The sequence below is a fragment of the Altererythrobacter litoralis genome, assembly GCF_036324225.1.
Taxonomy (GTDB): Bacteria; Pseudomonadota; Alphaproteobacteria; order Sphingomonadales; family Sphingomonadaceae; genus Erythrobacter; species Erythrobacter litoralis_A.
In genome coordinates this window covers 290,357-315,509 of record NZ_JAZDQV010000002.1, presented here as the reverse complement: position 1 = coordinate 315,509, position 25,153 = coordinate 290,357, and the positions used below count along the sequence as shown (strand labels likewise).

19 protein-coding genes are annotated in these 25,153 nt (G+C 63.8%); 9 read left to right on the top strand and 10 right to left on the bottom strand.

Annotated elements, in window-relative coordinates; all coding sequences use genetic code 11:
- Nucleotides 1-110 precede the first annotated feature (110 nt).
- The 3 genes from VRS74_RS03430 to groL all read left to right on the top strand — a co-directional run bounded on the left by VRS74_RS03430 (nucleotide 111) and on the right by groL (nucleotide 3,654).
- Nucleotides 111-1,517 (top strand): MATE family efflux transporter, encoded by a 1,407-nt coding sequence (locus tag VRS74_RS03430; RefSeq protein WP_435521364.1) that lies wholly within the window; start codon nucleotides 111-113, stop codon nucleotides 1,515-1,517.
- Between the two features lie 146 nt (nucleotides 1,518-1,663).
- Nucleotides 1,664-1,951, top strand: a complete 288-nt coding sequence (gene groES, locus VRS74_RS03425) for a co-chaperone GroES (protein WP_354143842.1) — start codon at nucleotides 1,664-1,666, stop codon at nucleotides 1,949-1,951.
- A 53-nt stretch (nucleotides 1,952-2,004) separates the two neighbouring features.
- The gene (groL, locus tag VRS74_RS03420) at nucleotides 2,005-3,654 is read left to right on the top strand and encodes a chaperonin GroEL (protein WP_354143841.1); all 1,650 of its coding nucleotides are present in this window, start codon (nucleotides 2,005-2,007) and stop codon (nucleotides 3,652-3,654) included.
- 117 nt (nucleotides 3,655-3,771) lie between these two features.
- Here groL and VRS74_RS03415 read toward each other — a convergent pair whose 3' ends face one another.
- Entirely contained in the window at nucleotides 3,772-6,051 is a 2,280-nt protein-coding gene (locus VRS74_RS03415) for a DUF305 domain-containing protein (protein ID WP_354143840.1), read from the bottom strand.
- 282 nt (nucleotides 6,052-6,333) lie between these two features.
- Between VRS74_RS03415 and VRS74_RS03410 the strand changes: the two genes are divergently transcribed.
- A complete protein-coding gene (locus VRS74_RS03410) occupies nucleotides 6,334-7,350 on the top strand; it encodes a serine hydrolase (RefSeq protein WP_354143839.1) in 1,017 nt (338 codons plus the stop codon).
- 102 nt (nucleotides 7,351-7,452) lie between these two features.
- Here VRS74_RS03410 and VRS74_RS03405 read toward each other — a convergent pair whose 3' ends face one another.
- Nucleotides 7,453-7,686, bottom strand: coding sequence for a hypothetical protein (locus VRS74_RS03405; RefSeq protein WP_354143838.1), 234 nt, complete (start codon nucleotides 7,684-7,686; stop codon nucleotides 7,453-7,455).
- A 267-nt stretch (nucleotides 7,687-7,953) separates the two neighbouring features.
- On the opposite strand from VRS74_RS03405, the gene polA reads away from it, so the two are divergent.
- The gene (polA, locus tag VRS74_RS03400; RefSeq protein ID WP_354143837.1) at nucleotides 7,954-10,788 is read left to right on the top strand and encodes a DNA polymerase I; all 2,835 of its coding nucleotides are present in this window, start codon (nucleotides 7,954-7,956) and stop codon (nucleotides 10,786-10,788) included.
- Nucleotides 10,789-10,837: 49 nt separating this feature from the next.
- Nucleotides 10,838-11,932 (top strand): mechanosensitive ion channel family protein, encoded by a 1,095-nt coding sequence (locus VRS74_RS03395; RefSeq protein WP_354143836.1) that lies wholly within the window; start codon nucleotides 10,838-10,840, stop codon nucleotides 11,930-11,932.
- A 24-nt stretch (nucleotides 11,933-11,956) separates the two neighbouring features.
- Here the strand turns inward: VRS74_RS03395 and VRS74_RS03390 are convergent, their stop codons facing one another.
- Both VRS74_RS03390 and VRS74_RS03385 read right to left on the bottom strand, forming a co-directional pair.
- On the bottom strand, nucleotides 11,957-14,299 hold the full coding sequence (locus tag VRS74_RS03390; protein ID WP_354143835.1) for a CDC48 family AAA ATPase: 2,343 nt from the start codon (nucleotides 14,297-14,299) through the stop codon (nucleotides 11,957-11,959).
- 241 nt (nucleotides 14,300-14,540) lie between these two features.
- The gene (locus VRS74_RS03385; protein WP_354143834.1) at nucleotides 14,541-15,287 is read right to left on the bottom strand and encodes a class I SAM-dependent methyltransferase; all 747 of its coding nucleotides are present in this window, start codon (nucleotides 15,285-15,287) and stop codon (nucleotides 14,541-14,543) included.
- Nucleotides 15,288-15,489: 202 nt separating this feature from the next.
- Between VRS74_RS03385 and VRS74_RS03380 the strand changes: the two genes are divergently transcribed.
- Genes VRS74_RS03380 through VRS74_RS03370 form a run of 3 tightly spaced genes read left to right on the top strand, consistent with a single transcriptional unit; the run spans nucleotide 15,490 to nucleotide 18,040 of the window.
- Nucleotides 15,490-16,212, top strand: a complete 723-nt coding sequence (locus VRS74_RS03380) for a CoA transferase subunit A (protein ID WP_354143833.1) — start codon at nucleotides 15,490-15,492, stop codon at nucleotides 16,210-16,212.
- On the top strand, nucleotides 16,212-16,868 hold the full coding sequence (locus tag VRS74_RS03375) for a CoA transferase subunit B (RefSeq protein ID WP_354143832.1): 657 nt from the start codon (nucleotides 16,212-16,214) through the stop codon (nucleotides 16,866-16,868). Before VRS74_RS03380 ends, VRS74_RS03375 begins: the two co-directional genes overlap by 1 nt.
- Before the next feature lie 8 nt (nucleotides 16,869-16,876).
- Nucleotides 16,877-18,040: a CaiB/BaiF CoA transferase family protein gene (locus VRS74_RS03370; protein WP_354143831.1), complete on the top strand. Its 1,164-nt coding sequence runs from the start codon at nucleotides 16,877-16,879 to the stop codon at nucleotides 18,038-18,040.
- 13 nt (nucleotides 18,041-18,053) lie between these two features.
- Here VRS74_RS03370 and metK read toward each other — a convergent pair whose 3' ends face one another.
- From metK to hisS, 6 genes are all read right to left on the bottom strand, one after another.
- Complete coding sequence (gene metK, locus VRS74_RS03365) at nucleotides 18,054-19,274, bottom strand: methionine adenosyltransferase (protein ID WP_354143830.1); 1,221 nt, start codon at nucleotides 19,272-19,274, stop codon at nucleotides 18,054-18,056.
- 42 nt (nucleotides 19,275-19,316) lie between these two features.
- A complete protein-coding gene (gene lnt / locus VRS74_RS03360; RefSeq protein ID WP_354143829.1) occupies nucleotides 19,317-20,909 on the bottom strand; it encodes an apolipoprotein N-acyltransferase in 1,593 nt (530 codons plus the stop codon).
- A gap of 44 nt (nucleotides 20,910-20,953) precedes the next feature.
- Nucleotides 20,954-21,610, bottom strand: coding sequence for a DUF4167 domain-containing protein (locus VRS74_RS03355; protein WP_354143828.1), 657 nt, complete (start codon nucleotides 21,608-21,610; stop codon nucleotides 20,954-20,956).
- Between the two features lie 232 nt (nucleotides 21,611-21,842).
- A complete protein-coding gene (prmC, locus tag VRS74_RS03350) occupies nucleotides 21,843-22,664 on the bottom strand; it encodes a peptide chain release factor N(5)-glutamine methyltransferase (protein ID WP_354143827.1) in 822 nt (273 codons plus the stop codon).
- Complete coding sequence (gene prfA / locus VRS74_RS03345) at nucleotides 22,661-23,731, bottom strand: peptide chain release factor 1 (RefSeq protein ID WP_354143826.1); 1,071 nt, start codon at nucleotides 23,729-23,731, stop codon at nucleotides 22,661-22,663. The genes prmC and prfA overlap by 4 nt, the downstream gene beginning before the upstream one ends.
- Nucleotides 23,728-25,074 carry a histidine--tRNA ligase gene (gene hisS / locus VRS74_RS03340; RefSeq protein ID WP_354143825.1) on the bottom strand — a complete coding sequence of 449 codons (1,347 nt, stop codon included), beginning with the start codon at nucleotides 25,072-25,074 and terminating at the stop codon, nucleotides 23,728-23,730. The genes prfA and hisS overlap by 4 nt, the downstream gene beginning before the upstream one ends.
- Nucleotides 25,075-25,153 lie beyond the last annotated feature (79 nt).

The following is a 25,153-nucleotide window of genomic DNA, read 5'->3' as shown; positions in this document are numbered from 1 at the left end:
ACCGCAGCCACGCGCGCTTGCTGCGGCAAAGCCAACAAGGCGCTTTCCCCGCCCCTGCGACGCGCCTATCCGATCCGGCTGTCCGCCGGATTCGGGCAGCGACCCGAACGATGCATGACGGACATGCCTTGAAGCCCCTGCCCCTGCGCAGCGAAGGCTGGCGCGGCGAAATTGCCGCGACCTTCCGGCTCGCTTGGCCGCTGGCGCTCGCCAATCTGCTGCAGATGCTGGTCCATGCGGTCGACGTGATCTTCGTGGCGCGGCTGGGCGAAGTGGAACTTGCCGCTTCGGCGCTGGGCATCGCGCTGTTCGGCCTGCTGATGTGGGCTTTCTCGGGCCTCACCGGCATTGTCGCCGCGCTGATCGCGGAAGAGCTTGGCCGCCGCCGCCATGCCGTGCGCGAAGTGCGCCGCTCGGTGCGGATGGGGCTGTGGCTCGCACTCGCTTCGGGCATCGTCGGCATGGCAATCTGCTGGCATGGCGAAGCGCTGATGCTGGCGGCCGGGCAAGACGCGCATCTTTCTTCGCGGGCAGGCGATTTCCTGCGCATCATCATGTGGGCGATGGTGCCGATGATCATGGCGAACGTGCTGCGCAATTTCGTTTCGGCGCTGGGCCGGCCGGTCTTCGCTACCGCGATCACAGGGCTGGCCTTGGGCACCAGTGTGCTGGCCAACTACACCTTCGTGTTCGGCAATCTCGGCGCGCCCGCATTGGGCCTCGAAGGCTCGGCGCTTGCCAGCGTCGTGACATCGCTTTCCATCCTTGCAAGCTACCTTGTGGCGATCGCCGCGGACCGGCGGCTGCGGCGCTATCACGTGCTGGGCAATTGGTGGCGCCCCGAATGGGAAAGGCTACGCCTGCTGCTGAAGCTCGGCTCGCCGGTTATGGTCATCATCATCGCGGAGGCTGGGCTGTTCAGCGGCGCGGCGCTGCTGATGGGCCGCATCGGCGCATCCGAACTGGCTGGGCATACCGTCGCGCTGCAAGTGGCAGCGCTCGCCTTCCAGGTACCTTTCGGCATCGGCCAGGCCGCGACGATCCGCGTCGGCTACCATTTCGGCGCGGGCGACCGTGAAGCGATCGGCCGCGCAGGCTGGGTCGGGATCGTAATGGGCGGCGGCTTCATGTGCTTCACCGCCGCGCTGATGATCCTTGCGCCCGAACTGCTGCTGCGCATCTATGTCGACCCGCTCGACCCCGCCAACGCCGCGATGGTCGGCTTTGCCGTTAGCTACATGGTGGTGGCCGCCGCGTTCCAGCTGTTCGACGGGGTGCAGGCGGTGGCGGCCGGCGCGCTGCGCGGTGTGCAGGATACGCGCGTACCGATGCTCATCGCGATCTTCAGCTATTGGGTGCCCGGCTATGGCGTCGCCATATGGCTCGGCTTCTATACCCCGCTCGAAGGGACCGGGGTGTGGATCGGGCTCGCGACAGGCCTGGTCTTCTCCGCCGGGCTGCTGACTCGCCGCTGGTCGCGGCGCGAGCAGCTGGACCTGACCATCCGCACCGCCTGACCTGCCCGACCGCTGCAACCGGGTGCAAAATTTTTGCGCCCGCGCGTATTGACTCGCCGGCCAACCATCCCCAAATGCGCCGCGCTGGCACTCTCGAGGGGAGAGTGCCAAGCCAGATATTCACTCAAGCAAGAAAGGTCATCCACATGGCATTTCGTCCGCTGCACGACCGCGTTCTGGTCCGTCGCATCGAAGCCGAAGAAAAGACGGCCGGTGGCATCATCATCCCTGACAGCGCCAAGGAAAAGCCGAGCGAAGGCGAAGTCATCGCCGTCGGCGAAGGCAATCGCGACGACGATGGCGAGCGTATCCCGCTCGACGTCAAGGCCGGCGATCGCATCCTGTTCGGCAAGTGGTCGGGCACCGAAGTCAAGATCGACGGCGAAGAGCTGCTGATCATGAAGGAAAGCGACATCATGGGGATCATTTCCTGATCGCCTGAACGCAACGCTTCCGTTCCAACAATTCTAATCCAGGAGAAACACCAATGGCTGCCAAGGACGTAAAGTTCGGCCGCGACGCGCGCGAACGCATCCTGAAGGGCGTCGATACGCTCGCCAACGCGGTGAAGGTCACGCTGGGGCCCAAGGGCCGCAACGTCGTGATCGACAAGAGCTTCGGCGCACCGCGCATCACCAAGGACGGCGTTACCGTCGCCAAGGAAATCGAACTCAAAGACAAGTTCGAAAACATGGGCGCGCAGATGCTGCGCGAAGTCGCTTCGAAGACCAACGATCTCGCCGGTGACGGCACCACCACCGCCACCGTGCTGGGTCAGGCGATCGTGCGCGAAGGCATGAAGTCGGTTGCGGCCGGCATGAACCCGATGGATCTCAAGCGCGGTATCGACCTCGCGGTCGACAAGGTGGTCGAGAACCTCAAGGGCCGTTCGAAGGAAGTGGCCGGCTCGAACGAGATTGCCCAAGTCGGCATCATCTCGGCCAATGGCGACCGTGAAGTCGGCGAGAAGATCGCCGAAGCCATGGAAAAGGTCGGCAAGGAAGGCGTCATCACCGTCGAGGAAGCCAAGGGCCTCGAGTTCGAACTCGACGTCGTCGAAGGCATGCAGTTTGACCGCGGTTACCTGAGCCCGTACTTCATCACCAACCCCGAGAAGATGACGGTCGAGCTCGACAACCCCTACATCCTGATCCACGAAAAGAAGCTGTCGAACCTGCAGCCGATGCTGCCGATCCTCGAAGCCGTGGTGCAGAGCGGCCGCCCGCTGCTGATCATCGCTGAAGACATCGAAGGCGAAGCGCTGGCGACCCTCGTGGTGAACAAGCTGCGCGGCGGCCTGAAGGTTGCAGCGGTCAAGGCACCGGGCTTCGGCGATCGCCGCAAGGCCATGCTGCAGGACATCGCGATCCTCACCAAGGGCGAGATGGTCAGCGAAGACCTCGGCATCAAGCTCGAAAGCGTGACCGTGGGCATGCTCGGCGAAGCCAAGCGCGTCAGCATCGATAAGGACAACACCACCATCGTCGATGGTGCCGGTGCAGCGGAAGACATCAAGGCCCGGGTCGAACAGATCCGCGCGCAGATCGAAACCACCACCAGCGACTATGACCGTGAAAAGCTGCAGGAGCGTCTGGCGAAGCTCGCCGGCGGCGTAGCCGTGATCAAGGTCGGCGGCGCTTCGGAAGTCGAAGTTAAGGAACGCAAGGATCGCGTCGACGACGCGCTGCATGCGACCCGTGCGGCGGTCGAAGAAGGCATCGTTCCGGGCGGCGGCACCGCTCTGCTTTATGCCACTAAGGTGCTGGAAGGCCTCAAGGGCGCCAATGACGACCAGACCCGCGGTGTGGACATCGTGCGCAAGGCGATCATGGCGCCTGTGCGCCAGATCGCGGAAAACGCCGGCCATGATGGTGCTGTCGTATCGGGCAATTTGCTGCGCGAAGGCGACGAAACGCAGGGCTTCAACGCTGCGACCGACACCTACGAAAACCTCGTGGAAGCCGGCGTGATCGACCCGACCAAGGTCGTTCGCACCGCGCTGCAGGACGCAGCTTCGGTTGCCGGCCTGCTGATAACCACCGAAGCAGCGATCACCGATGCTCCGGAAGACAAGTCATCTGCCCCGGCGATGCCCGACATGGGCGGCATGGGCGGAATGGGGGGCATGGGCTTCTGAGCCCTTCCCGGCCAAACAGGCACAAAGAGGCCCGGCGGAGCGATCCGCCGGGCCTTTTCCTTGCCGGTCAAAGCGAAGACCAGGCCGCCGGTTCAAAGGCGGCCAAACGCACCTTCGTCAACCGCCCTTGCGGCTTGCCTCCAGCCGGTCGAGCGCTTCCTTCGGCCAGATCACCTGCGTCTGCGCTTGCGGGTTGAAGATGTCGCCCGGATAGATCGCCGCTTCCGCCGCCGCGATTTCCTCGGCCGATAGGAATTCGCTCGGCTCAAGCGCGAAGATATCGATGCCGCGCGTAATCTCCGTGCCGTAAATCCGGCCCTTGTACCAATAGGCAGACCAGTATCCGCCCACGACCATCTGGTCCTTGTCGACCGGCCCGCGGTCAAAATAGGCGATCTCGTGGATATTGTCCGGATCGGTGAAGTCGATCACGCTGATCCCGCCCTGGTACCATGCCTGGACGAAGATATCGCGCCCGGGCACCGGGATGATCGAGCCATTGTGCGCAACGCAGTTTTCCTTGTCGCTCTGCGGCGCGGGCAGTTTGTAGCTGCCATGATGAACCAGCTTGCCGTCCTCGATCGCGTAAAAGGCATTGGCCCCCCAGTTCATCGGATCCCCGGCCTGGCAGCGCGGTCGCCCGCCCCCACCCCACTCGTCGGTAAACAGCACCTTGGTGCCATCATTGTTGAAGGTGGCGGAGTGCCAATAGGCAAAACCCTTGTCGGTCACGTCGTCAATCCGCTTCGGCTTGAGCGGATCGCTGATGTCGAGAATGATGCCGTTGCCCGAGCATGCGCCTGCGGCAAGGTTCTTCGCCGGGAATACTGTGATGTCGTGGCACTGGTTCGTATCGCTAGTGTCCTGCGTGCCTTCGCCATGGTCGCCGCCGCGCCATAGCCCTGCAATCTGGCCGTCCTTGGCGAAAACGCGCGGACGGTCGACGATGCGCGCGGCCGCCGGATTGGCGACCGGGATCTCGATCACATCGATGCTGAACAGCGCGGTTTCGTCGCCCGCATTGCTGAAGCAACCTGCCAGTTCCTCCGCCCCGCGCACGTAAGAGGTGCCCGAATTGTAGATCACGATCCGGTTGCTGTCGGCACTGACGACCGAATGGGTATGGCTGCCACGGCAGGTCTGGACCTGGCCCACCTGGCGCGGACGGGTGATGTCCGAAATGTCGAAAATGCGTACGCCGCGGAAACGCTCGCTATCGACCTTGCCGTCGGTGCCTTCGAGCCCGCAATCGATCCGCCCGCGCTGTTCCTCGACGCTCATGATCAACAGATCGCCGACGATCGAGACGTCACCCTGCCCTCCGGGGCAAACGATCGAGCTGACCAGCTGCGGCATGCCGTCTGCGCCCAGCCGGTAAGCGTTGAAGCCGTGGTAATTGCCCGCCACCAGCAGGTCGCCGGAGAAGGCCATGTCGGTATTAGCGAAATCGAGCAGCGAACCGCGTTCGCCGAACTGCGGCTTTTCCTCTTCCTTCTCCTCGTCGCGCGGATCGGGCGGCGGCGCGCCCTTGGCGGCTTCTGCCTTGGCAGGCATGGCATGGCCGGCATGCGGATCGGCGGCGTCTACCTTCGCCGCTTCCTTCTTGGGCTTGAGCGGCTGCAGCCCAGCAGGGTTGGCCGGATCGAAGAATCCGGCCGGCTTGGGCAGCGCGGCGAGATGGCGCAAATTGCTGATCGCTTCGCCTGCGTCGCGGAAACCCGCCGCCAGCGTGGCGCGCGGATCGCTTGAAAGCCCGGCCAGAAGCTTGTTCATCCGCTCGATCTCAGCGCGCTGGTCGCTCACGACATCATTGGTGAACTGGAACATCACCGGGTCGTAGGCAGTGCCCGGCGTTCGGTGAAGATCGCTCACCATGTCGAGCGCGCCGCGGTGGTGCGCGATCATCAGCTGCAGGAACAGCCGGTCGAAGGCTGTGCTGCTGGCAGCGGCAAGTTCGGCCATCTGCGCCGGACTCGCCATTCCCATCATGCTGTGGTGCGCGTGGCCCATTCCGGCCATCTCCAGCGGCTCGCCCCGCGCTTCGAGCCATTCGCGCATGAACTTCATCTCGTCAGCCTGGCCGGCGTTGATCCGCCCGGCGACAGCGACAACGTCAGGATTGTTGGTACGCCCCTTAACCAGTGCAGCCATGTCGACCGCCTGCTGGTGGTGCACGATCATGCCCTGCATGAAGCTGACGTCGCCCGGAGCGTAAGACGTTGCAGCGAGCCTGGTCGCTTCCTCAGCGGTCAGCACCCGAGTCGGCTTGCCAGGTGCGCCGGGCTTCACGATCGGCGCGCCCTGAGCGGTGGCGATTGTGGCCGAAGTGCTCGCCAGCAGGCTGGCGGTCGCGAGTGCGATCCCGCGGAATGCGGAGAGCGAAATTTTCGAAGTCATGCAAAGCCTCATTTGCAAAGATTGAACGGGCGTAGTCCTGCCATGGACACAATCGAGGTCAAGCCGGATCGCCCGCTGAGCTATCAAAGCGCCGAATTCTTCGACGAACGACACGGCTGAGCGAAGGGAAACCATGCCCCTCGCACGCCGAATCATCGGGCCCAACATGTTGATTCTAGCGCAAGCATGGAACTTTTCATCGCAGCAAGGCATTTTCGGGCTTGCGGCGAAAAATCGCTACCCGTTAACCCTGCGCAAACCACGAACGGGTAGGGTTGGGGTATGAAACGGCCAGTCACAGCATTGTTGGCCCTGGTGCTAGGATTTGGCGGCGCATCCGCTGCGCTGGCGCAAACTCAGGACTTTGAAGCTGCTTTCGACCGCGCGCTCGGCACTGAGCTGCGCGCGCCGCAGACTTTCGAAGCCGTCTATGAAACCTCGTTTGAGCGCCGCATCGCGCAACTGGCCGATGGCAGCCGCGGCCGCATCGGCGTCGCCGCTATCGACCTGACCACCGGTGAACGGATCGGCGTGCTCGACGACCAGTTGTTCCCGATGGCTTCGACCAGCAAGGTCGCGGTCGCCGCAACTTTTCTCGAAATGGTCGAGCAGGGCAAATACTCGCTCACAAGCGAATTCCCGCTGCTGCTCCCGGTCGCATCGGCGCGCTTCTCCTCGCCCGTCGCTCCGGTGCGCGCAGGTGAATACATGCCTGCAAGCCAACTGATCGAGATCATGATCTCGCGCTCGAGCAATCCTGCAACCGACGCGTTGCTGGCGGCCGTTGGTGGACCAGCCAAGGTGAACGACTGGATGCGTCGCCACGGCTTCAAGGAATTCAGCATCAATCGCGACATCGCCACGCTGGTGCGCGACGATGGCGAATTCAATCCCGCTTCGCATATCGACAAGCGCGATGCGGCCACGCCGCGCGCCATGCTCGAATTCCTCGCCGGATTATACCAGGGCAAGTTCCTGAAGCCGGAAAGCCGCCGCGTGCTGCTCGATGCGATGTCGAAGACCCGCACCGGCAAGCGCCGCATCCCTGCGCTGATGCCCGAATTCGTCGAAGTCAGCCACAAGACGGGCTCGCTCAACAACACGTCGAGCGATATCGGCATCATCGAAGGGCCCGATGGCCGAGCGATTGCGGTGGCAATTTACGTGACCGGCCAAGGTACGCGCGCCGCGCGGGAAGACCGGATCGCCTCGATCGCCCGGGCGCTTTACGACGGCTTTGCCGAACGTGCCAAGCGACGCCAGCCCAATTGGACCAGCGCCGAGCACACCGGCGGCTGATCCATCGCGGCGGATCGAACCGCCGGATGTCCTGCAGACAAACGAAAAGGGCGGCGCCTTGCGGCACCGCCCTTCGCAAATCGAAAAATCGATTCTGCCGAATTACTCAGCCGGTGCTTCTTCAGCAGCAGCTTCAGCAGTGTCGGTAGCTTCAGCGGCAGCTTCAGCGGTCGCGTCAGCAGCTTCTTCGGTCGCTTCAACAGCGGCGTCAGCATTGGCTTCAGCGTCAGCAGCCATTGCGTCAGCGGTTTCGCCAGCTTCGTCAGCGGTTTCCGAGCAAGCAGCGAGGCCAAGAGCCGAAACGGCAACAGCGGCAGCAAGAACGATCTTACGCATAGGTTCAATTCCTTGATCAGCGAGTGTTTCTGCGCGACCCCCAAAGCAGGATCTCACACAAAGCGAACCCGGAGGATCGCTTCGAGGGCGTAAATAATGGCCATTTTGTGACCACGCAAGCGAATTTGCGTGATCCTTGCCATTTTCCTGCCTCATTTCGTCCCGAGCGGGATATGCCCTGCCCGCGCGCTGCCCTCGGTGCAAACCCTGCGCATAGCTGCCCCAAAGCAGCTTACCAGCGTGGCCCCGCGCTGCTAGCAAGGCGGCATGGCCGAGCAGCAGCATCTCTATCTCGTCGACGGTTCTTCCTACATCTTCCGGGCCTATCACCGGCTGCCGCCGCTGACCGATCCCGAGGGAACGCCGGTCGGTGCCGTCTATGGCTACACCACCATGCTGTGGAAGCTGGCGGAGGATCTCGAGAAGGCGGAAGGGCCGACTCACCTTGCGGTGATCCTCGACAAGGATTCGAAGAGCTTCCGCAACGAGATCTACGACCAGTACAAGGCCAACCGCCCGCCCGCGCCCGAAGACCTCGTGCCGCAATTCCCGCTGATCCGCGACGCCACTCGCGCCTTCAGCCTGCCCTGTATCGAGATGGCGGGATACGAAGCCGACGATCTGATCGCGTCGTATGCCCGCGCTGCGCAGGCCCGCGGCTGGAACGTCACGATCGTCTCGTCCGACAAGGATCTGATGCAGCTGGTTGGCGAGCAAAATGGCGCGCGCATCGACATGCTCGACACGATGAAGAACCAGCGCATCTTCCGCGAGGAGGTGAAAGAGAAGTTCGGCGTCGGGCCTGAGCTGGTCGGCGACGTGCTGGCGCTGATGGGCGATTCGGTCGACAATGTACCGGGCATTTTCGGGATCGGCCCCAAGACTGCTTCGAAGCTGATCGCCGAACACGGATCGCTCACCGCCGCGCTCGATGCCGCGCCCGAGATGAAGCCATCCAAGCTCAAGGACCGGTTGACCGAAGGTCGCTTTGATGCCGAGCTGAGCAAGGTGCTGGTCACGCTGAAAGAGGATTGCGAGCTGCCGGAGCCACTCGACGACTTCAAGCTCGACGGCGTGCCGGCAGCACCGCTCGCCGCTTTCCTCGGCAAGCACGGTTTCACTTCGCTGCTGCGCCGGCTCGACGGCGGACATGGCAGCCCTTCGCGCGCGACAGACCTCAACCCGCCCAAGCAGCAGGCCCAGTCGGATAAGGGCGCGCCCGAGGGCAACCGCCAGCCGCTGCCCGAGATGCCGCCAATCGACCGAAACGCCTATGAAACGGTGCAGACCATCGAACGGCTCGAACACTGGGTCGAGCGCGCCTTTGCCGCGCGGCAAGTGGCGGTCGACACCGAAACCTCGTCGCTCGATTCGGTCGCGGCGGACATCGTCGGGGTGAGCCTGGCGCTGGGCCCCAACGATGCGTGCTACATCCCTCTTGCCCACGGCGGCAGCGACATGTTCGCCGAAAAGCCGCAGCAGGTGCCGCTGGCGGATGCGATCGCCGCGCTCAAGCCGCTGCTAGAAAGCGACGCAGTGCTCAAGATCGGGCAGAACATCAAATACGACATCAACGTGCTGGCGCGGCAAGGCATCGCGGTGGCCCCGGTCGACGACACGATGATCCTCAGCTTCACGCTCGATGCCGGGCGCTCGCATGACGGGATCGGCGGCGGGCACGGCATGGACGAGCTGTCTGAACGCCACCTCGGCCACACGCCGCTCGCCTTCAAGGATGTGTGCGGCACGGGCAAGAAGCAGATTCCCTTTGGCGAAGTGCCGCTGGACAAGGCGACCGAATATGCGGCGGAGGATGCCGACGTCACCTGGCGCCTTCATCAGCACCTCAAGCCGCGCCTGTCGGTCGAGGGCGGCACGCGTATCTATGAGCGGGTCGATCGCCCGTTGATTCCGGTCGTCGCGCAGATGGAGCGCCATGGGATCAAGGTCGATCGCGCGCAGCTGGCGAGGCTATCGGAGGAGTTCGCCAGCGAAACGGGGCGGCTCGAAAAGGAAATCCACGCTCTGGCGGGCGAGGAATTCACGGTCGGCAGCCCCAAGCAGCTGGGCGACATCCTGTTCGACAAGCTCGGCTACAAGGGTGGCAAGAAGGGCAAGAGCGGCCAGTATTCAACCGACCAGAGCGTGCTCGAAGGGCTAGCCGCGCAAGGCGCGGAGATCGCGCGCAAAGTGCTCGAATGGCGCCATCTGGCGAAGCTCAAATCGACCTATACCGACGCCTTGCAGGAACAGATCAATCCTGCAACCGGGCGGGTCCACACAAGCTACAGCCTGGTCGGCGCGCAGACCGGGCGGCTGTCCTCGACCGACCCGAACCTGCAGAACATCCCGGTTCGCACGCCGATCGGGCGCCAGATCCGCGAGGCTTTCGTGCCGGAAGCGGGCAATTTGCTGCTCGCCGCCGACTATTCGCAAATCGAACTGCGGCTCGCGGCGCATATGGCCGACGTGCCCACGCTGAAGGAAGCGTTCGCCAATGGCGAGGACATCCACGCCCGCACTGCGCAGGAGATGTTCGGCGAAGTGACGCGCGACACGCGCGCGCGCGCGAAAACGATCAACTTCGCGATCCTTTACGGCATTTCGCGCTGGGGGCTCGCGGCGCGGCTCGAAGTCGAGCCGGACGAAGCGCAGGCGATGATCGACACCTATTTCCAGCGCTTCCCCGGCATCCAACGCTATATCCACGAGACGCTCGAGTCCGTGCGCGAGCGCGGCTATTCGGAAACGCTGTTCGGCCGCAAGACGTGGTTCCCGCGGATCAATTCGAAGAACCAGGCCGAACGGCAGGGCAGCGAGCGAGCCGCGATCAACGCGCCAATCCAGGGCACCAGCGCGGATATCATCAAGCGCGCGATGGCGCGGATGATGCCCGCGCTGAACGAGGCGGGCCTGGGCCATGTGCGCATGCTGCTGCAAGTGCATGACGAACTGGTGTTCGAACTGCCCGAAGGCGACGTCAGCAAAGCCTCGCCGATGATCGAGCGGGTGATGGCCGAAGCGGCCCGCCCGGCGGTCGAACTCTCGGTGCCACTGGGAGTCGATATCGGCACCGGAACCAGCTGGGACGCAGCGCATTGATTTTGCGCAGGCTTTGCAACGCCGGGCATTTCGGCATAGGTCTGGTGTGATGCTGGACAGATACAATCCATTAAATTGGGAAATCGACTGGATCGCCATCGGCGAGGGAGCGCTGCTCGTCTCCGTCGCCGTAACCGTCGCTTATCTGCTTTATCGGGCAGTCTTCGCGGTCGTTCGGCGCCTTACTTCTCTTTCCGAAACCCATGTCGACGAGATGGTGGTCGAGCGCGTCCGCCGTCCGGTCAAATGGTCATTCATTGCCATCGGCGTTACCGTGGTGGCGCAATCGGACCCTCACCTCCAGGGCGTTTGGGAACCGATCGCACGCTTCGTCCGCCCGGCGCTGCTCGGCTGGATCGCCTACACGCTGGTCAAGGCGTTCACCGCGGCCCTCGAATACCGGCTCGAGATTTCCGATGATCCTGTCGCGATGCGCAGTCGAAGAACGCGCATCGCTATCCTTTCCCGCACGGCTACCTTCGCGATCATCTTCATCACTGTCGGCCTGATGCTGATGGGCATTCCCGGCGTGCGTGACATCGGCACAACCCTGCTCGCATCGGCGGGCCTTGCCGCACTGGCCGTGGGCGCCGCCGCCCAGCCTGCGCTCAAGTCGCTGATCGCCGGGCTACAGATGGCGGTAACCGAACCCTTGCGGATCGGCGATCTTGTGAAGGTGGACGGCCAGGCGGGGCGGGTCGAGGAAATCAAGATGAGCTTCGTAACCGTGCGCACCTGGGACGAACGCGTTCTTATCGTGCCAACCAGCCGGTTTCTGGATGATGGCTTCGAGAACTGGTCGCGCAAGAGCGAAGCCCTGACCGGGCCGGTGATGCTGCACCTAGATCCGATCGCAGATGTCGGCCCGATCCGTGCGGAATTCGAACGCTACGTGCAGGAGCACGATCTGTTTGACAAACGCAACATGGCGCTGGTGATGACCGAAGCCTATCCCGAGAGCGTGGAACTGCGCATGTCGGTGAGCGCGAAGACCATCGGCGAGCTGTTCCAGCTGCGCTGCGACCTGCGCGAGCACATGCTTAAATGGCTGCGCGAGAACCAGCCCGAAGCGCTGATCCGCCACCGGCTGGAATTGCCGGGCGGCCATACCAAGGCGGGCGAGCCGGACGGTCCAAAAGCCTGACGCAGCCGGGCGGAACCGTTCCGCCTATTCGATCCCGCTTTCTTCCGGCGAGGTGCCGTGCTTTCGCCCGCGGCTCGGCTCGACCATGCCTTCATGGATGAAGCCGATCGGGCGGACCTCGGCCGCGCGCTTCTTCAACTCGCCGCGCATATTCTTGTACTCTTCTTCCATCGCTTCGGTCACGGTGGCGCGCGAATCCTCGAGTGCTTCGTCGAAATCCTGCGCCGCGACCTGCTCGACTTCACTACCCATTCGACGCATCGCATTCAGCCCGGCGCGGCGCACCACATCTTCCAGGTCGGCACCGGTGAAGCGGTCGGTCTTCGCCGCGATCGCAGCAAGGTCCACGTCGCTCGCCAGCGGCATGTCCTTGGTGTGGATCTGCAGGATGTGCTCGCGCCCGCCCTTGTCGGGCGTGCCGACATAGACCAGCTCGTCGAAACGACCGGGCCGGAGCAAGGCCGGATCGACCAGCGCCGGGCGATTGGTCGCGCCGATCACCACCACCGATTGCAGCTCTTCCAGCCCGTCCATTTCAGCCAGGATCGTGTTGACCACGCGGCCGGTCACTTGCGGCTCGCCCTGCCCGCTGCCGCGCGCGGGCACCAGGCTGTCGATCTCGTCGATGAAGATCACGCAAGGCGCGACTGACCGCGCTCGCTGGAACATGCGCGCGATCTGCTGCTCGCTTTCGCCATACCATTTGCTGAGCAGGTCCGAACTCTTCATCGAAATGAAGTTGGCTTCGGCTTCCTTCGCCACCGCCTTCGCCAGCAGCGTCTTGCCGGTGCCCGGCGGTCCATAGAGCAGGAAACCCTTGGCAGGGCGGATCCCGAGCCGGTCAAACGCCGCGCGGTTCTTCAGCGGCAGTTCGATCCCTTCCTTGAGCTTGTCGACGGCATCGGCGACCCCGCCGATGTCGCTCCAGCTGACATTGGGGATCTGCACCATGACTTCGCGCATCGCCGAAGGCTGGATGCGCTTGAGCGCCGCGAGGAAATCGTCGCGTTCGACCCGCAGGTCCTCGAGCACTTCTGGCGGGATGGTTCGTTCGTCCAGATCGAGCTTGGGCATGATCCGTCGCACCGCCTCGATCGCCGCTTCGCGCGCCAAGGCGGCAAGATCCGCACCCACAAAGCCATGCGTGGTGCGCGCGAGCTCCTGCAGGTCCACCTTTTCACCGAGCGGCATGCCGCGGGTGTGGATCGCGAGGATTTCGCGCCGCCCGCTTTCGTCGGGCACGCCGAGCACGATCTCGCGGTCGAAGCGACCGGGGCGCCGCAGCGCCTCGTCGATCGCGTCGGGCCGGTTGGTGGCGGCGATGACGACCAGGTTCGAACGCGCTTCGAGTCCGTCCATCAGCGTCAGCAGCTGTGCGACCAGCCGTTTTTCCGCTTCGCCCGGAACCTGCGTGCGTTTGGGTGCGATCGAATCGATCTCGTCGATAAAGATGATCGAAGGCGCGGCGCGCGCAGCCTCCTCGAACACTTCGCGCAGCCGCTTTTCGCTCTCGCCATAGCCCGAGCCCATGATTTCCGGACCGTTGATGGTGAAGAATTCGGCTTCGCTTTCATTGGCGACCGCCTGCGCCAGCCGTGTCTTGCCGGTGCCCGGGGGGCCATGCAGCAATACGCCCTTGGGCGGATCGACCCCCAGCCGGGTGAACAGTTCGGGATAGCGCAGCGGCAGCTCGACCATTTCGCGCAGCTGGCGGATCGTGTCGCCCATGCCACCGACATCGTCGTAATTGACCACCGCGCGCGCATCGCGCGGCTCCTCGAACTCGGCGCGCAGCTCGACTTCGGTATCCTCGTCGATATGGACGATTCCCTTGGGCGCGGTCGAGACAACCGAAAGGCGAATCTGGGTCAGCGCATAGGCGGGCGCGCGCAGAAGCTGGCGCACATCGGGCGGCATGTTCTGAACCGGTTGCTGGCCGGTGGTCGCGACGAGGTCGCCCGCCACCAGCGGGCGGCGGAAGAAGTTGCGCTTGAGCGCCTGGCCCGGCCCCTGCAGCCGCATTTCGCGCTGCGCCGGAGCGAACACCACGCGCGTCGCCGGGCGCGATTGCGCTACCGCGATGGTGACATGCTCGCCCGACCCAACCTCGGCATTGCCGCGCTGCAGCCCGTCGAGCCGCACAACATCGAGCGCTTCGTCTTCACTATAAGCTGCCATGGCGATCGCAGGCGTGCTGCGCTTGCCGGTGACTTCGATCACATCGCCTTCGGTGATGCCCAGCGCCTGGAAGGCCGAACGCGGAATGCGCGCAATACCCTGGCCCGATTCCTCCTGCCGCGCTGCGGCGACTTGGAGCCGGACTGTTTTGGGTTCCGTCTTTTTGCTGCTGGCTGGCGCATCGGCCATGGGGAACTCCCGATTACCTGGACAAACCCAAGCTAGGGAGCCGGAGGCCAATGTTCAAACGGGGATCGCGATTGCGGTGTCCTGGCCGCAGGCAAAGAAAAAGGCCCGACCAAGAGGCCGGGCCGGAAAGTCTTTGGGAGAGGATGCCTAAAAGGCCTGTTCGATATGCGGAAAACCCGATTTTTGTGCAAGTGCGAAAAGGTCATGGATAGTTGCAAGAAACGCAACTATATGCCGGTTTTCATGGAACAGGTTTCTGAAATTTCATCATAAACCTGTCAGTCTTTCCGCGCACCGACTCGTCGAACACATTCTTCGACAGGTCGTCATTGCTGCGCCGCAACACATCACTTTGCGCTTCAAGCACAAACCCCACTTGCGTCATCGCGGCCACCACATTCTCGGGCGCTATGCGATGCACGGCCTCGGTGACTTCGCGCGGATCGCCCGCCGGGCCGACATGGTCGATCACGATCACATGGCCGCCGGGCTTCACTGCGGCGAACCAGTTGGCGAGCACCCCGTCGACGTCGAGCCGCGGAAAGCCGAACCTCTCTGACTCCCAATAAAGGTCATGGAAATTGAGGTGAGTGAAGATCATGTCGACGCTGCCCGGCGCCAGCAACATGGCGCGCGGATCGACCGCCATGGTGCGGATATTGCCATGCGCGGCGACCCGTTGCGCCCATTCCTCGGCATTGTAGAATCGCGTGGGATTGATCGCGTAGACCGCACCCTTCTTGCCGGCCAGATCGGCCAGAAGCGCCGAGTAATAGCCGCCGCCCGCCATGAAATCGGCCACCGTGTCACCCGGCGCTACCCCGACAAAGCGCAATACATCGGCGGGATGGCGGCCTTCGTCGAGCGCGCGATCGGACCCGCTGCGGCTTTTCGCGGCAAGTGCGTCGTCCACTTCATCGGCCCAGGCCGGCGCAGCCTGCGCCAGCGCAAGCGCCGCCAATGCGGAGCCAAACATAATCCTGATCATATTCCCCCTCCTCTTTCCCCGAACAGGCAAACAGGATCGCTGACAGAAGCCTCGCATGCAAGCGGCCTCCGACCAAGCCGAAGCCTCAGTCGACGAGCGGCCTGCGCAGCGGTTTCTCCCAAGACAGCGGATGACAGCCCTCCGACGAGACGCTATGCGCGCCCACGGGCCACCCTCCAGCCCAGCCAGACCTGAGGATCCGATGCAGAAACTCTATCCGGATGCCGCCGCCGCGCTCGAAGGAGTGCTTCGCGACGACATGCTTATCGCCAGCGGAGGTTTCGGCCTGTGCGGCATTCCCGAACGGCTACTCGACACGATCCGCGACAGTGGCGTGAAGGGCCTCACTTTCGCCAGCAACAATGCCGGGATCGACAATGAAGGCATCGGCAAGCTGCTGCGTACGCGGCAGGTGAAGAAGATGATCTCGTCCTATGTCGGCGAGAACAAGGAGTTCGAACGGCAATTCCTTTCGGGCGAGCTCAAAGTCGAATTCTGCCCGCAGGGCACGCTGGCCGAGCGTATGCGCGCCGGCGGCGCGGGCATCCCGGGCTTCTACACCAAGACCGGCGTCGGCACTCAGGTCGCCGAGGGCAAGGAGCACAAGGACTTTCCCAATCGCGACGGAGCGATGGAAACCTATATCCTCGAGCACGGAATCTTCGCCGACCTCTCGATCGTCAAGGCATGGAAGGCCGACGAAACCGGCAATGTGATGTTCCGCAAGACCGCGCGCAATTTCAACGTGCCTGCCGCCACTTGCGGCAAGGTGTGCGTAGTCGAGGTCGAGGAAGTGGTGCCCGCAGGCAGCCTCGATCCCGACTGCATTCACCTTCCCGGCGTCTATGTGAACCGGATGATCGTGGGCGCGCCCTACGACAAGAAGATTGAATTCCGCACCACCCGTGAAAGGGAGACCGTCTGATGGCCCAGGAAAACACGGGGTGGGATCGCAACCAGATGGCCGCACGTGCGGCGCAGGAACTGGAAGACGGCTATTACGTCAACCTCGGCATCGGCATCCCCACGCTGGTCGCCAACCACATTCCCGCAGGGATGCATGTGACGCTGCAGAGCGAGAACGGCATGCTGGGGATCGGCCCCTTTCCGTATGACGACGAGGTCGACCCGGACCTTATCAATGCCGGGAAGCAGACCATCAGCGAGCTGCCGCACAGCGCTTATTTCGACAGCGCACAGAGCTTTGCGATGATCCGCGGCGGTCATATCGACCTGACCGTGCTGGGCGCGATGGAGGTGGCCGAGAATGGCGACATTGCCAACTGGATGATCCCGGGCAAGATGATAAAGGGCATGGGCGGCGCGATGGACCTCGTCGCGGGCGTCAAGAAAATCATCGTGGTGATGGAACATACCGCCAAGGACGGCAGCCCCAAGTTCATCCCCACCTGCACCCTGCCGCTGACCGGCAAGAACGTGGTCGACATGATCATCACCGACCTCGCCGTGTTCCAGCGCAAGGACCACGCCAGCCCGTTCCGCCTGATCGAACTGGCGCCCGCCGTGACCGCGGAGGAAATCGCCGCCAAGACGACGGCACATTACGAGGTGGCGCTTTAGGCTCGACGATGTGGCTAGATAAACCGCGCAACCCGAACGCTCCGCTCGCCGGCCTCAAGGTGGTCGAGTTGGCGCGCGTGCTCGCAGGGCCGTGGGCGGGGCAGATCCTGGCCGACCTCGGTGCGGACGTGATCAAGGTCGAAAGCCCCGATGGCGACGGTACGCGCAAATGGGGCCCGCCGTGGGTCGAACGCGAAGGACCAGATGGCGAAGTGCGGCGCGAGGCAGCCTATTACCACGCCACCAATCGCGGCAAGCGCTCGATCGTCGCGGATTTCGGCGATGCGGGTAACCTGGCGCGCGTGAAGGCGATGATTTCGGGTGCCGACGTCGTGCTGGAGAACTTCAAGACCGGCTCGCTCGCCAAGTTCGATCTCGACTACGCTTCGCTCTCGGCCTCCAACCCGCGACTGGTCTATTGCTCGATCACCGGCTTCGGCCAGACCGGGCCGCGCGCGCACGAAGCGGGGTACGACTTCGTGATCCAGGGCATGAGCGGCTTCATGGCGCTGACCGGCGAACCCGCAGGCCAGCCGATGAAGATGGGCATCTCCATCTCGGACCTCACCTGCGGGCTATATGGCGTGATCGGCATCCAGGCCGCGCTGGCGATGCGCGAGCGCACCGGACGCGGCCAGCATGTCGACATGGCTCTGCTCGATTGCTCGGTCGGGCTGCTGGCGAGCCAGGCGCTGCATTACCTCACCACTGGCACCAACCCGCCGCGCATGGGCAATGAGCACGCGCAAGTGAGCGCCTATGGCGTGTTCCCGACGCGGGACGATCCGGTGATCCTGGCGCCCGCCAATGACGGGCTCTTCCGCAAGCTGCTCAAGGTGCTGGGCCGCGACGATTTGCTGGGTGAACCCCGTTTCGCGACCAATGAAGCGCGGATCGCCAACCGCGCCGAGCTCGACGCGATGATCGCTGCGGAAACCGCCAAGCACGACCGCGCGCAACTGCTCGAGCAGTGCCACGAGCACGGCATACCCGCCGGGCCGATCCACGCGATCGACCAGGTATTCGCCGACCCTCAGGTGGTGGCGCGCGGGATGCAGGTGGAACTGGGCGAGCTGCCCGGCGTGCGCAGCCCGTTCACATTCTCCGAAGCCGAACTGGCGCTCGACCGTCCTTCGCCGATGCTGGGCGAGGATGATCCTGCCCGCGGCTAGGCCGCGGGGATCATCAGCCTACCGCCGCATTCAGCGCATCGACCAGATCGGTGCGTTCCCACGGGAAGAAATCGCCTTCGGGCGTGCGGCCGAAATGGCCATAGGCCGCGGTCCGGCGATAGATCGGCTTGTTGAGGCCCAAATGCGTGCGGATGCCGCGCGGGTTCAGGCGCACCAGTTCGGGCAGGATTTTTTCCAGCTGCGCCTCGCACACGCCTTTGCCGGTGCCGTGCAGGTCGACATAGATCGACAGCGGCTCCGCCACGCCGATCGCGTAGGAAAGCTGGATCGTGCAGCGCCGGGCAAGTCCCGCCGACACGATGTTCTTGGCGAGATAGCGGGTGATGTAGGCAGCCGAGCGATCGACCTTGGTCGGGTCCTTGCCGCTGAAGGCGCCGCCGCCATGCGGCGCGGCACCGCCATAGGTGTCGACGATGATCTTGCGGCCCGTCATGCCTGCGTCGCCATCGGGCCCGCCGATCTCGAAACGGCCAGTCGGGTTGATGTGATAGACGGTGTTCTCGGTCAGCAGTTCGGCCGGGAGAACATCGGCGATCACGCCCTTCACATACTCGCGCAGCTCGGCGTATTTCGCTTCGTCTCCTTCGCCGCCATGGAAGAAATACCCCGGCGCATGCTGGGTCGAAACCACGATCGCGGCAGCTTCAGCAGGGCGCTCGTTGTGATAGCGCAGCGTCACCTGGCTCTTCGCATCAGGCTCGAGGAAAGGCGCAACTCCACTCTTGCGATCGGCCGCCAAGCGCTCGAGAATCTTGTGGCTGTAGTCGAGCGTCGCGGGCATCAGGTCAGGCGTCTCGTCGCTGGCATAGCCGAACATGATGCCCTGGTCGCCCGCGCCTTCATCCTTGTTGCCGCTGGCATCGACGCCCTGCGCAATATGCGCCGACTGGCCGTGCAAGTGGTTCTGGAAGACCAGCGTTTTCCAATGGAAGCCCGACTGCTCGTAGCCGATTTCCTTCACCGTGCGGCGCACCGTCGCTTCGATTTCCTCGAGCGCACCGGGTGCCCATTCGCCGTTCTCATACACGCCCTTGCAGCGGATTTCGCCTGCCAGCACGACCAGCTGGGTGGTGGTCAGGGTTTCGCAGGCAACGCGCGCTTCGGGGTCTTTCGACAGGAACAGGTCGACGATAGCGTCTGAAATCTGGTCGGAAACCTTGTCGGGGTGCCCTTCGGAGACACTTTCGGAAGTGAACAGGAATTCGCTGCGCATGATGCCTCGATATAAAGAGTTCTTTATGTGTGAAAACGCTCCCTAGACCCGGCGGCGGCGCATGGCAACCAGCGATGCAGCGAGAATCAGCAGCGCCCAGCCAAGCGGCAACCAATTGCCCAGCCGTGCGAACAGTGTCGGCGCTTTGGCGGGCGGGATCAAGCCGTCGAGCCGCCCGGTCACTCCGGTCGGCACATGCTGGCGCACCACGCCATTGGCGTCGATCACCGCGCTGATCCCGGTAGTGGTCGAGCGCAGCACCGGCAGGCCTTCCTCGATTGCTCGCAGCCGCGCCTGCGCCACATGCTGCGGCGGTCCCCAGCTACCGAACCAGCCGTCGTTCGATGGATTGAAGATATAGTCCGGCCGGTTTGAGCGATCGACCACTTGGCCCGAGAAGACGATTTCATAGCAGATTTGGATTCCGGCCATGCCGAAACGCCCGAGATTGAACGTGCGTGGCCCGGGCCCGGGCAGATAGTCGATCGATCCGGCCACCAGCCGCGAAAGCCCGATAGGCTCGAGGATCTCGCGCATCGGCAGATATTCGCCATAGGGCACCAGATGCGCCTTGGCATAATCGCCCACGATCTCGCCGCGCCCGTCGATCGCGCTCACCGAATTGCGCGCGCTGACTGCCGTGGTACGCCCTTCAAGCTGGCCGATATCGAGATGGACGAGGCCGGTGAGCAACATCGATTGCTGCCCGATGAGCACGCCAATGCGCTGCCGCGCGAAGTCGGGATCGGCCCCGGTGGTGCGTGCGCTGTAATAGCGCTGCGGATAGCCGTTCTCGAGATAGTCGGGGATCGCCGCTTCAGGCCACAGCACCAGCCGCTCGCTGTCACTACCAGGCATGGTCAGCTGCGCGATGCGGATGAACTGATCCTCGAACTTGCCCGGATCCTCCCGCTCGGCCTGCGGAATGAGCGGTTGGACCAGCGCATAGCGGATCGAGCCTTCTGCCTGCGTCAGGCTGCCGAAGGGAAATGTCATCGCCCCGATGACGAGCAATGCCAGCACCAGCTGGCCAATGCGGCGCCCCTGCTGCACCAGCGCCGCGAAGCCGGCCGCGATCAGGATCGCCAGCCCCGAAAGCGCATAGGTGCCGAGCCAGGGCAGCAGCAATGGGATGCCCGGGCTGTCGAAATCGCCCAGCAGCATCAGGCCCAGCGGTGGCCACGGATAGCCGGTAAAGACCCAGCTGCGCAGCCATTCGGTGATTATCCACGCCGCCGCGAAAATCGCGGAGAAGGTAAAAGTCCCGGCATTTCGGCCAAGCCGGTTTGCGGTGATGGCGGCGAGCGCGGGATAGACCGCGAGGTAAAGGCACAGCAGCGGCACCGCCAGCCAGCCGAGGAACTGCGGCATTTCCGCCTGGTAGGTAAAGGCAGTCGCGATCCAGTTGTTGGCGACGGTCAGGTGCGCAAGGCCGAACAGCCAGCCCATCAATGTGGCGTGCTTCCAGCAGTTCGCCTTTCGCAGCAAGGTGATGAACAGCGCAAGCGCCGCGAGGCCGACCGGCCAGAGGCGAAGCGGGGGAAAGCCGCAAGCGGAGATTGCGCCAAGCAGCGCGGAAGCGAGGAGCGGCCGCGCCGCCATCGCTTGCCAGATCCGATCGAGCCGCGAGGTCATGCTCTTTACGTGCCCCTGCCCGATCCCGGGAATTGCGTTTGCGATCAGCCTACGGCGCGCAGTGCGTCGCCATCGTCATCCTTGGTGCGGCGGCGGCGGCGCGGCTTGCTTTCCGCGCTTTCGTCATCGCTGCTGGCGGAGATCGAAGGAGGAAGAACTGCAGCATCGAATTCGCCCGAGCCGCCCTCATCGCGCGGCGCGCGCTCCTTGCGGCGCGGTTTTTTGTTCGAACCGGCATTGCGGCGGCGCGGCTGGTAATCGCCTTCGTCGTCGCTGCCTTCGATCGCTTCGCCTTCGAAGCCATGCTCGCCTTCGTTCATGCCGTCGTTCTGATCGTCGCGGCCCTGATCGTCGCGATAGTCGCGCGATTGGCGCGAACGGCGGCGGTCGTCGCCATTGTCCTCGTAATCGTAATCGTCCTGTTGCTGGCCACGTTCGTCGGGCCGGCGACCGCGCGCTTCGTCCTGCCGCGCCTTGTTATCGGCAATCACGCGGAAATAGTGGTCGGCGAACTGGAGGTAGTATTCGGCCTGCACCCGGTCGCCATTGTGCTGGGCGTCCTGAGCGAGCTTCTTGTACTTTTCGAGCAGCTGCGGGGCGTTGCCGCGCGCGCGGCTGTCGATACGGTTGAGCTGCTGGCCGCCCCCGCCCTGATTGCGATTGCCGCGTCCGCGGCGACGATTGCTGCGATTGTTGTTCAAGGAAAAACCGTCCTCTTTGGAGGGCCCACGCGACCATTCGCTGGCGCGGGGTCAACTCACCCCTGTTCTTCACCCCGCCCAACCGGACGGAGCAACCCTATCCGCATGCCCCGGCAGGCGAGTTCGCGCTGCCCAAAAACCTTCAAATGCGGAGCTTGGCGCAATGATTTGCGGCTTTGGCAAACCAGAGACCGATTCGAAGTTAGTGCCTCAATGGCGGTTTGCCAAGTCTTTATGTCAGGATGAGCGCACGCGGCCGCTCGGCAAGGTCGCGCCGCAACGTAACAGAAAACCCAGCTTCCTCAGCAATTTGCGCCACCTTTTCCGCTTGCTCCGCCCCGATCTCCAACACCGCAGTGCCGGTTTCTGTCAACAGGCTGCGCAATTGCGGGATGATGATCCGATAGTCGTCAAGCCCCTCGGGCCCGGCGAAGAGCGCGCTGGCGGGCTCGAATTCGCGCACCGAGGGGTCAAGCCCTGCCGTGGTTTCGACATAGGGAGGGTTCGCGATAACATGGTCGAAGCGGCCCAGATCGTCCGCCCAACCGGCTTCGCGCCAGTCGCCTCGCTGCATCCGCGCCCTCTCGCCCAGACCCAGTCGCCCCGCATTCGCCGCTGCCACCGCAAGCGCGCCGAGCGACGCGTCGATCCCCACGCCGGTGAGACGCGGGCGTTCGGCCAGGATGGTCAGGAGCAAGGCGCCCGAACCGGTGCCGAGATCGAGCACCCGCCCGTCAATCGGCGCCACCTCCAGCGCCGCCTCGACCACGCTTTCGCTATCGCCGCGCGGGATCAGCACTGCCGGGTTGACGATGAAGCTGCGCCCGTAGAACTCGGCCTCGCCGAGGATATAGGCGACCGGCTCGTGCCGCGCCCGGCGCTCGACCAGTGCCGCAAAGCAGGTCGGCACGTTCGCATCCATGTGGCGCAGCAACATGTCAGACCGGCTGGCACCCAGAGCATGTACCATCAGCAATTCGGCGTCGAGCCGCGCGGTGTCGCTGGTTTCAGAGAGTTTCTGCGTCGCCGCGCGCAAGGCGTCAGCTACGGTCACTCACCCATCGCGGCGAGGCGCTTGGCCTCGTCCTCTGCGATCAGAGCATCGATCAACTCGCCCAGCCCGGTCCCGGCGAGCACTTCGTCGAGCTTGTGCAGGGTCAGGCCGATGCGGTGATCGGTCACGCGGCCTTGCGGGAAATTGTAGGTGCGGATGCGCTCGGACCGGTCGCCGCTGCCGACCATCGCCTTGCGCGCTTCGGCTTCGGCCCCCTGCGCCTGGTCGCGCATCTGCTCGTAGAGGCGCGCACGCAGCACCTGCATCGCCTTGGCGCGGTTCTTGTGCTGGCTGCGCTCGTCCTGGCAGGTCACGACGATCCCGCTCGGCAAATGGGTGATGCGCACAGCGGAATCGGTGGTGTTGACGTGCTGCCCCCCCGCGCCGCTGGCGCGGTAAATGTCGATCTTGAGGTCCTTGTCCTCGATATGGACGTCGACCTCGTCAGGCTCGGGCAGGACCGCCACGGTCGCCGCCGATGTGTGGATGCGCCCGCCGCTTTCGGTCACGGGCACGCGCTGCACACGGTGGACGCCGCTTTCGAACTTGAGCTTGGCGAACACGCCCGTGCCGCTGACATTGGCGACGATTTCCTTGAAGCCGCCGATATCGCTGGCGTTCATGCTGATCGGTTCGACCTTCCATCCCTGTTCAGCGGCATAGCGCTCATACATGCGGTAAAGGTCAGCCGCGAACAGCGCCGCTTCATCTCCCCCGGTACCGGCGCGGATTTCGAGCATGGCGGGCTTGCTGTCGGCGCTGTCCTTGGGGAGCATGGCCACGGCGAGCTGGCGTTCGAGCTCGGGCAATTCCTCCCTGATCTTGGCCAGCTCTTCTTCGGCCATGGCCTTGAACTCGGGGTCTTCCTTCATAGCGTTGAGCGCCAGCACTTCCTCGCGCATGGCGGCGACCAAGCCTGCAGCCTTCGCCACCGGCTCAAGCTCGGCATAGTCGCGGCTGGCCTTTACGAAAGCCTCGCCTTCGAGCGTGCCCGAGGCCATACGCGCTTCGAGCTCGGCGAAACGGTGCGCAATCTGGTCCAGACGTTCGGCAGGGATGGCGGTCAATCTTCGTCTCCCAACGAATTCACCGCGTCCTCCAGGTTGGTCATATAAGAATCAAATTTTTCAACGTCGCGGTCACATCGCAATTCCCAAGCGCGCTCGCGGGCCTCGTCCAAAGTTAAAGTCGACTGCTCACCCGTTCCAAGATGCTTGAACTGGAGCTGGCCAGAGGCAATTTCATCCTCGCCAATGATGATCGCGGCCATGGCTCCAGCCTGGTCTGCGCGGGCAAAGCGCTTCTTGATATTGCCGCGAGCAAAAATCTCAGCCGAGAAGCGGGAGTTGCGCAAGTCCTGCGCCACCTCGATCGCTCGCACATTGCCGACTTCACTGATCGGTATGACAGCAATCTCGACCGGTTCCTCAGCCTTGTCCCCAACCAGCATCGCCAGCCGCTCGATCCCCGCCGCCCAGCCGACCGCGGGCGTGGGTGCGCCGCCAAGCGATTCCATCAGCCCGTCATAGCGCCCGCCGCCCAGGATCGTGCTTTGTGAGCCGAGCTTGCCCGCGGCCTCGCTGCCCTCGTCCGGGATGAACTCGAACGCGGTGTGGCGATAATAGTCGAGCCCGCGCACGAGGCTTTCGGCCCGCACCCACTCCACACCAGCCGCATCGAGCCCCGAAGTCACCGTTTCGAAAAACGACTTCGCCTCGTCTGACAAAAACGCGTCGATCTTCGGAGCGGTGCCCACAAACTTGCGGTCGCGCGGGTCCTTGCTGTCGAGGATGCGGAGCGGGTTCTTCTCGAGCCGTTCCTGCGATTCCTCGCTCAATTCGTCCTTCACGGCGCGGAAGTGCTCGACCAGCGCCGCGCGCCACGCCTCGCGGCTCTCGGCATCGCCCAGAGTATTGAGGTGCAGCGTCACGCCGGTGATGCCCAGTTCGCGGATGATCTGGTCCGCCATCGCGAGCAGCTCGACATCGGCCTGTGGTTCCGCCGCGCCGATGATCTCCGCGTCGATCTGGTGGAACTGGCGATAGCGGCCCTTTTGCGGGCGCTCGTAGCGGAACAGCGAGCCGTGGGTCGCGACCTTCAGCGGCGCGTGCTGCTGCCAGCCATTGGTGAGATAGGCGCGCGCGATGCCCGCAGTGAATTCCGGGCGCAGCGTGAGCGATTCCCCGCCGCGATCCTCGAAGGAATACATTTCCTTGCTGACCACGTCGGTCGTCTCGCCGATCGCGCGGCTGAACACTTCGGTCTTCTCGAACACCGGCATTTCCACCCGGCGGAAGCGATAGAGCTTGCGCACGCGCTCGAAGGTTTCGACCACGAATGCGAAAGCTTCGGCATCGGCGCCGAAAATATCCTGGGTGCCTCTGATGGCTTGCGGGGTGTTCTTACTCATGCGGGGGCGATTACGACCAAGGAAGGGCTTTCGCAATGGCGGTCGCGCCGCTAAAGGCCGCTCCGAAACAAACCCGTGC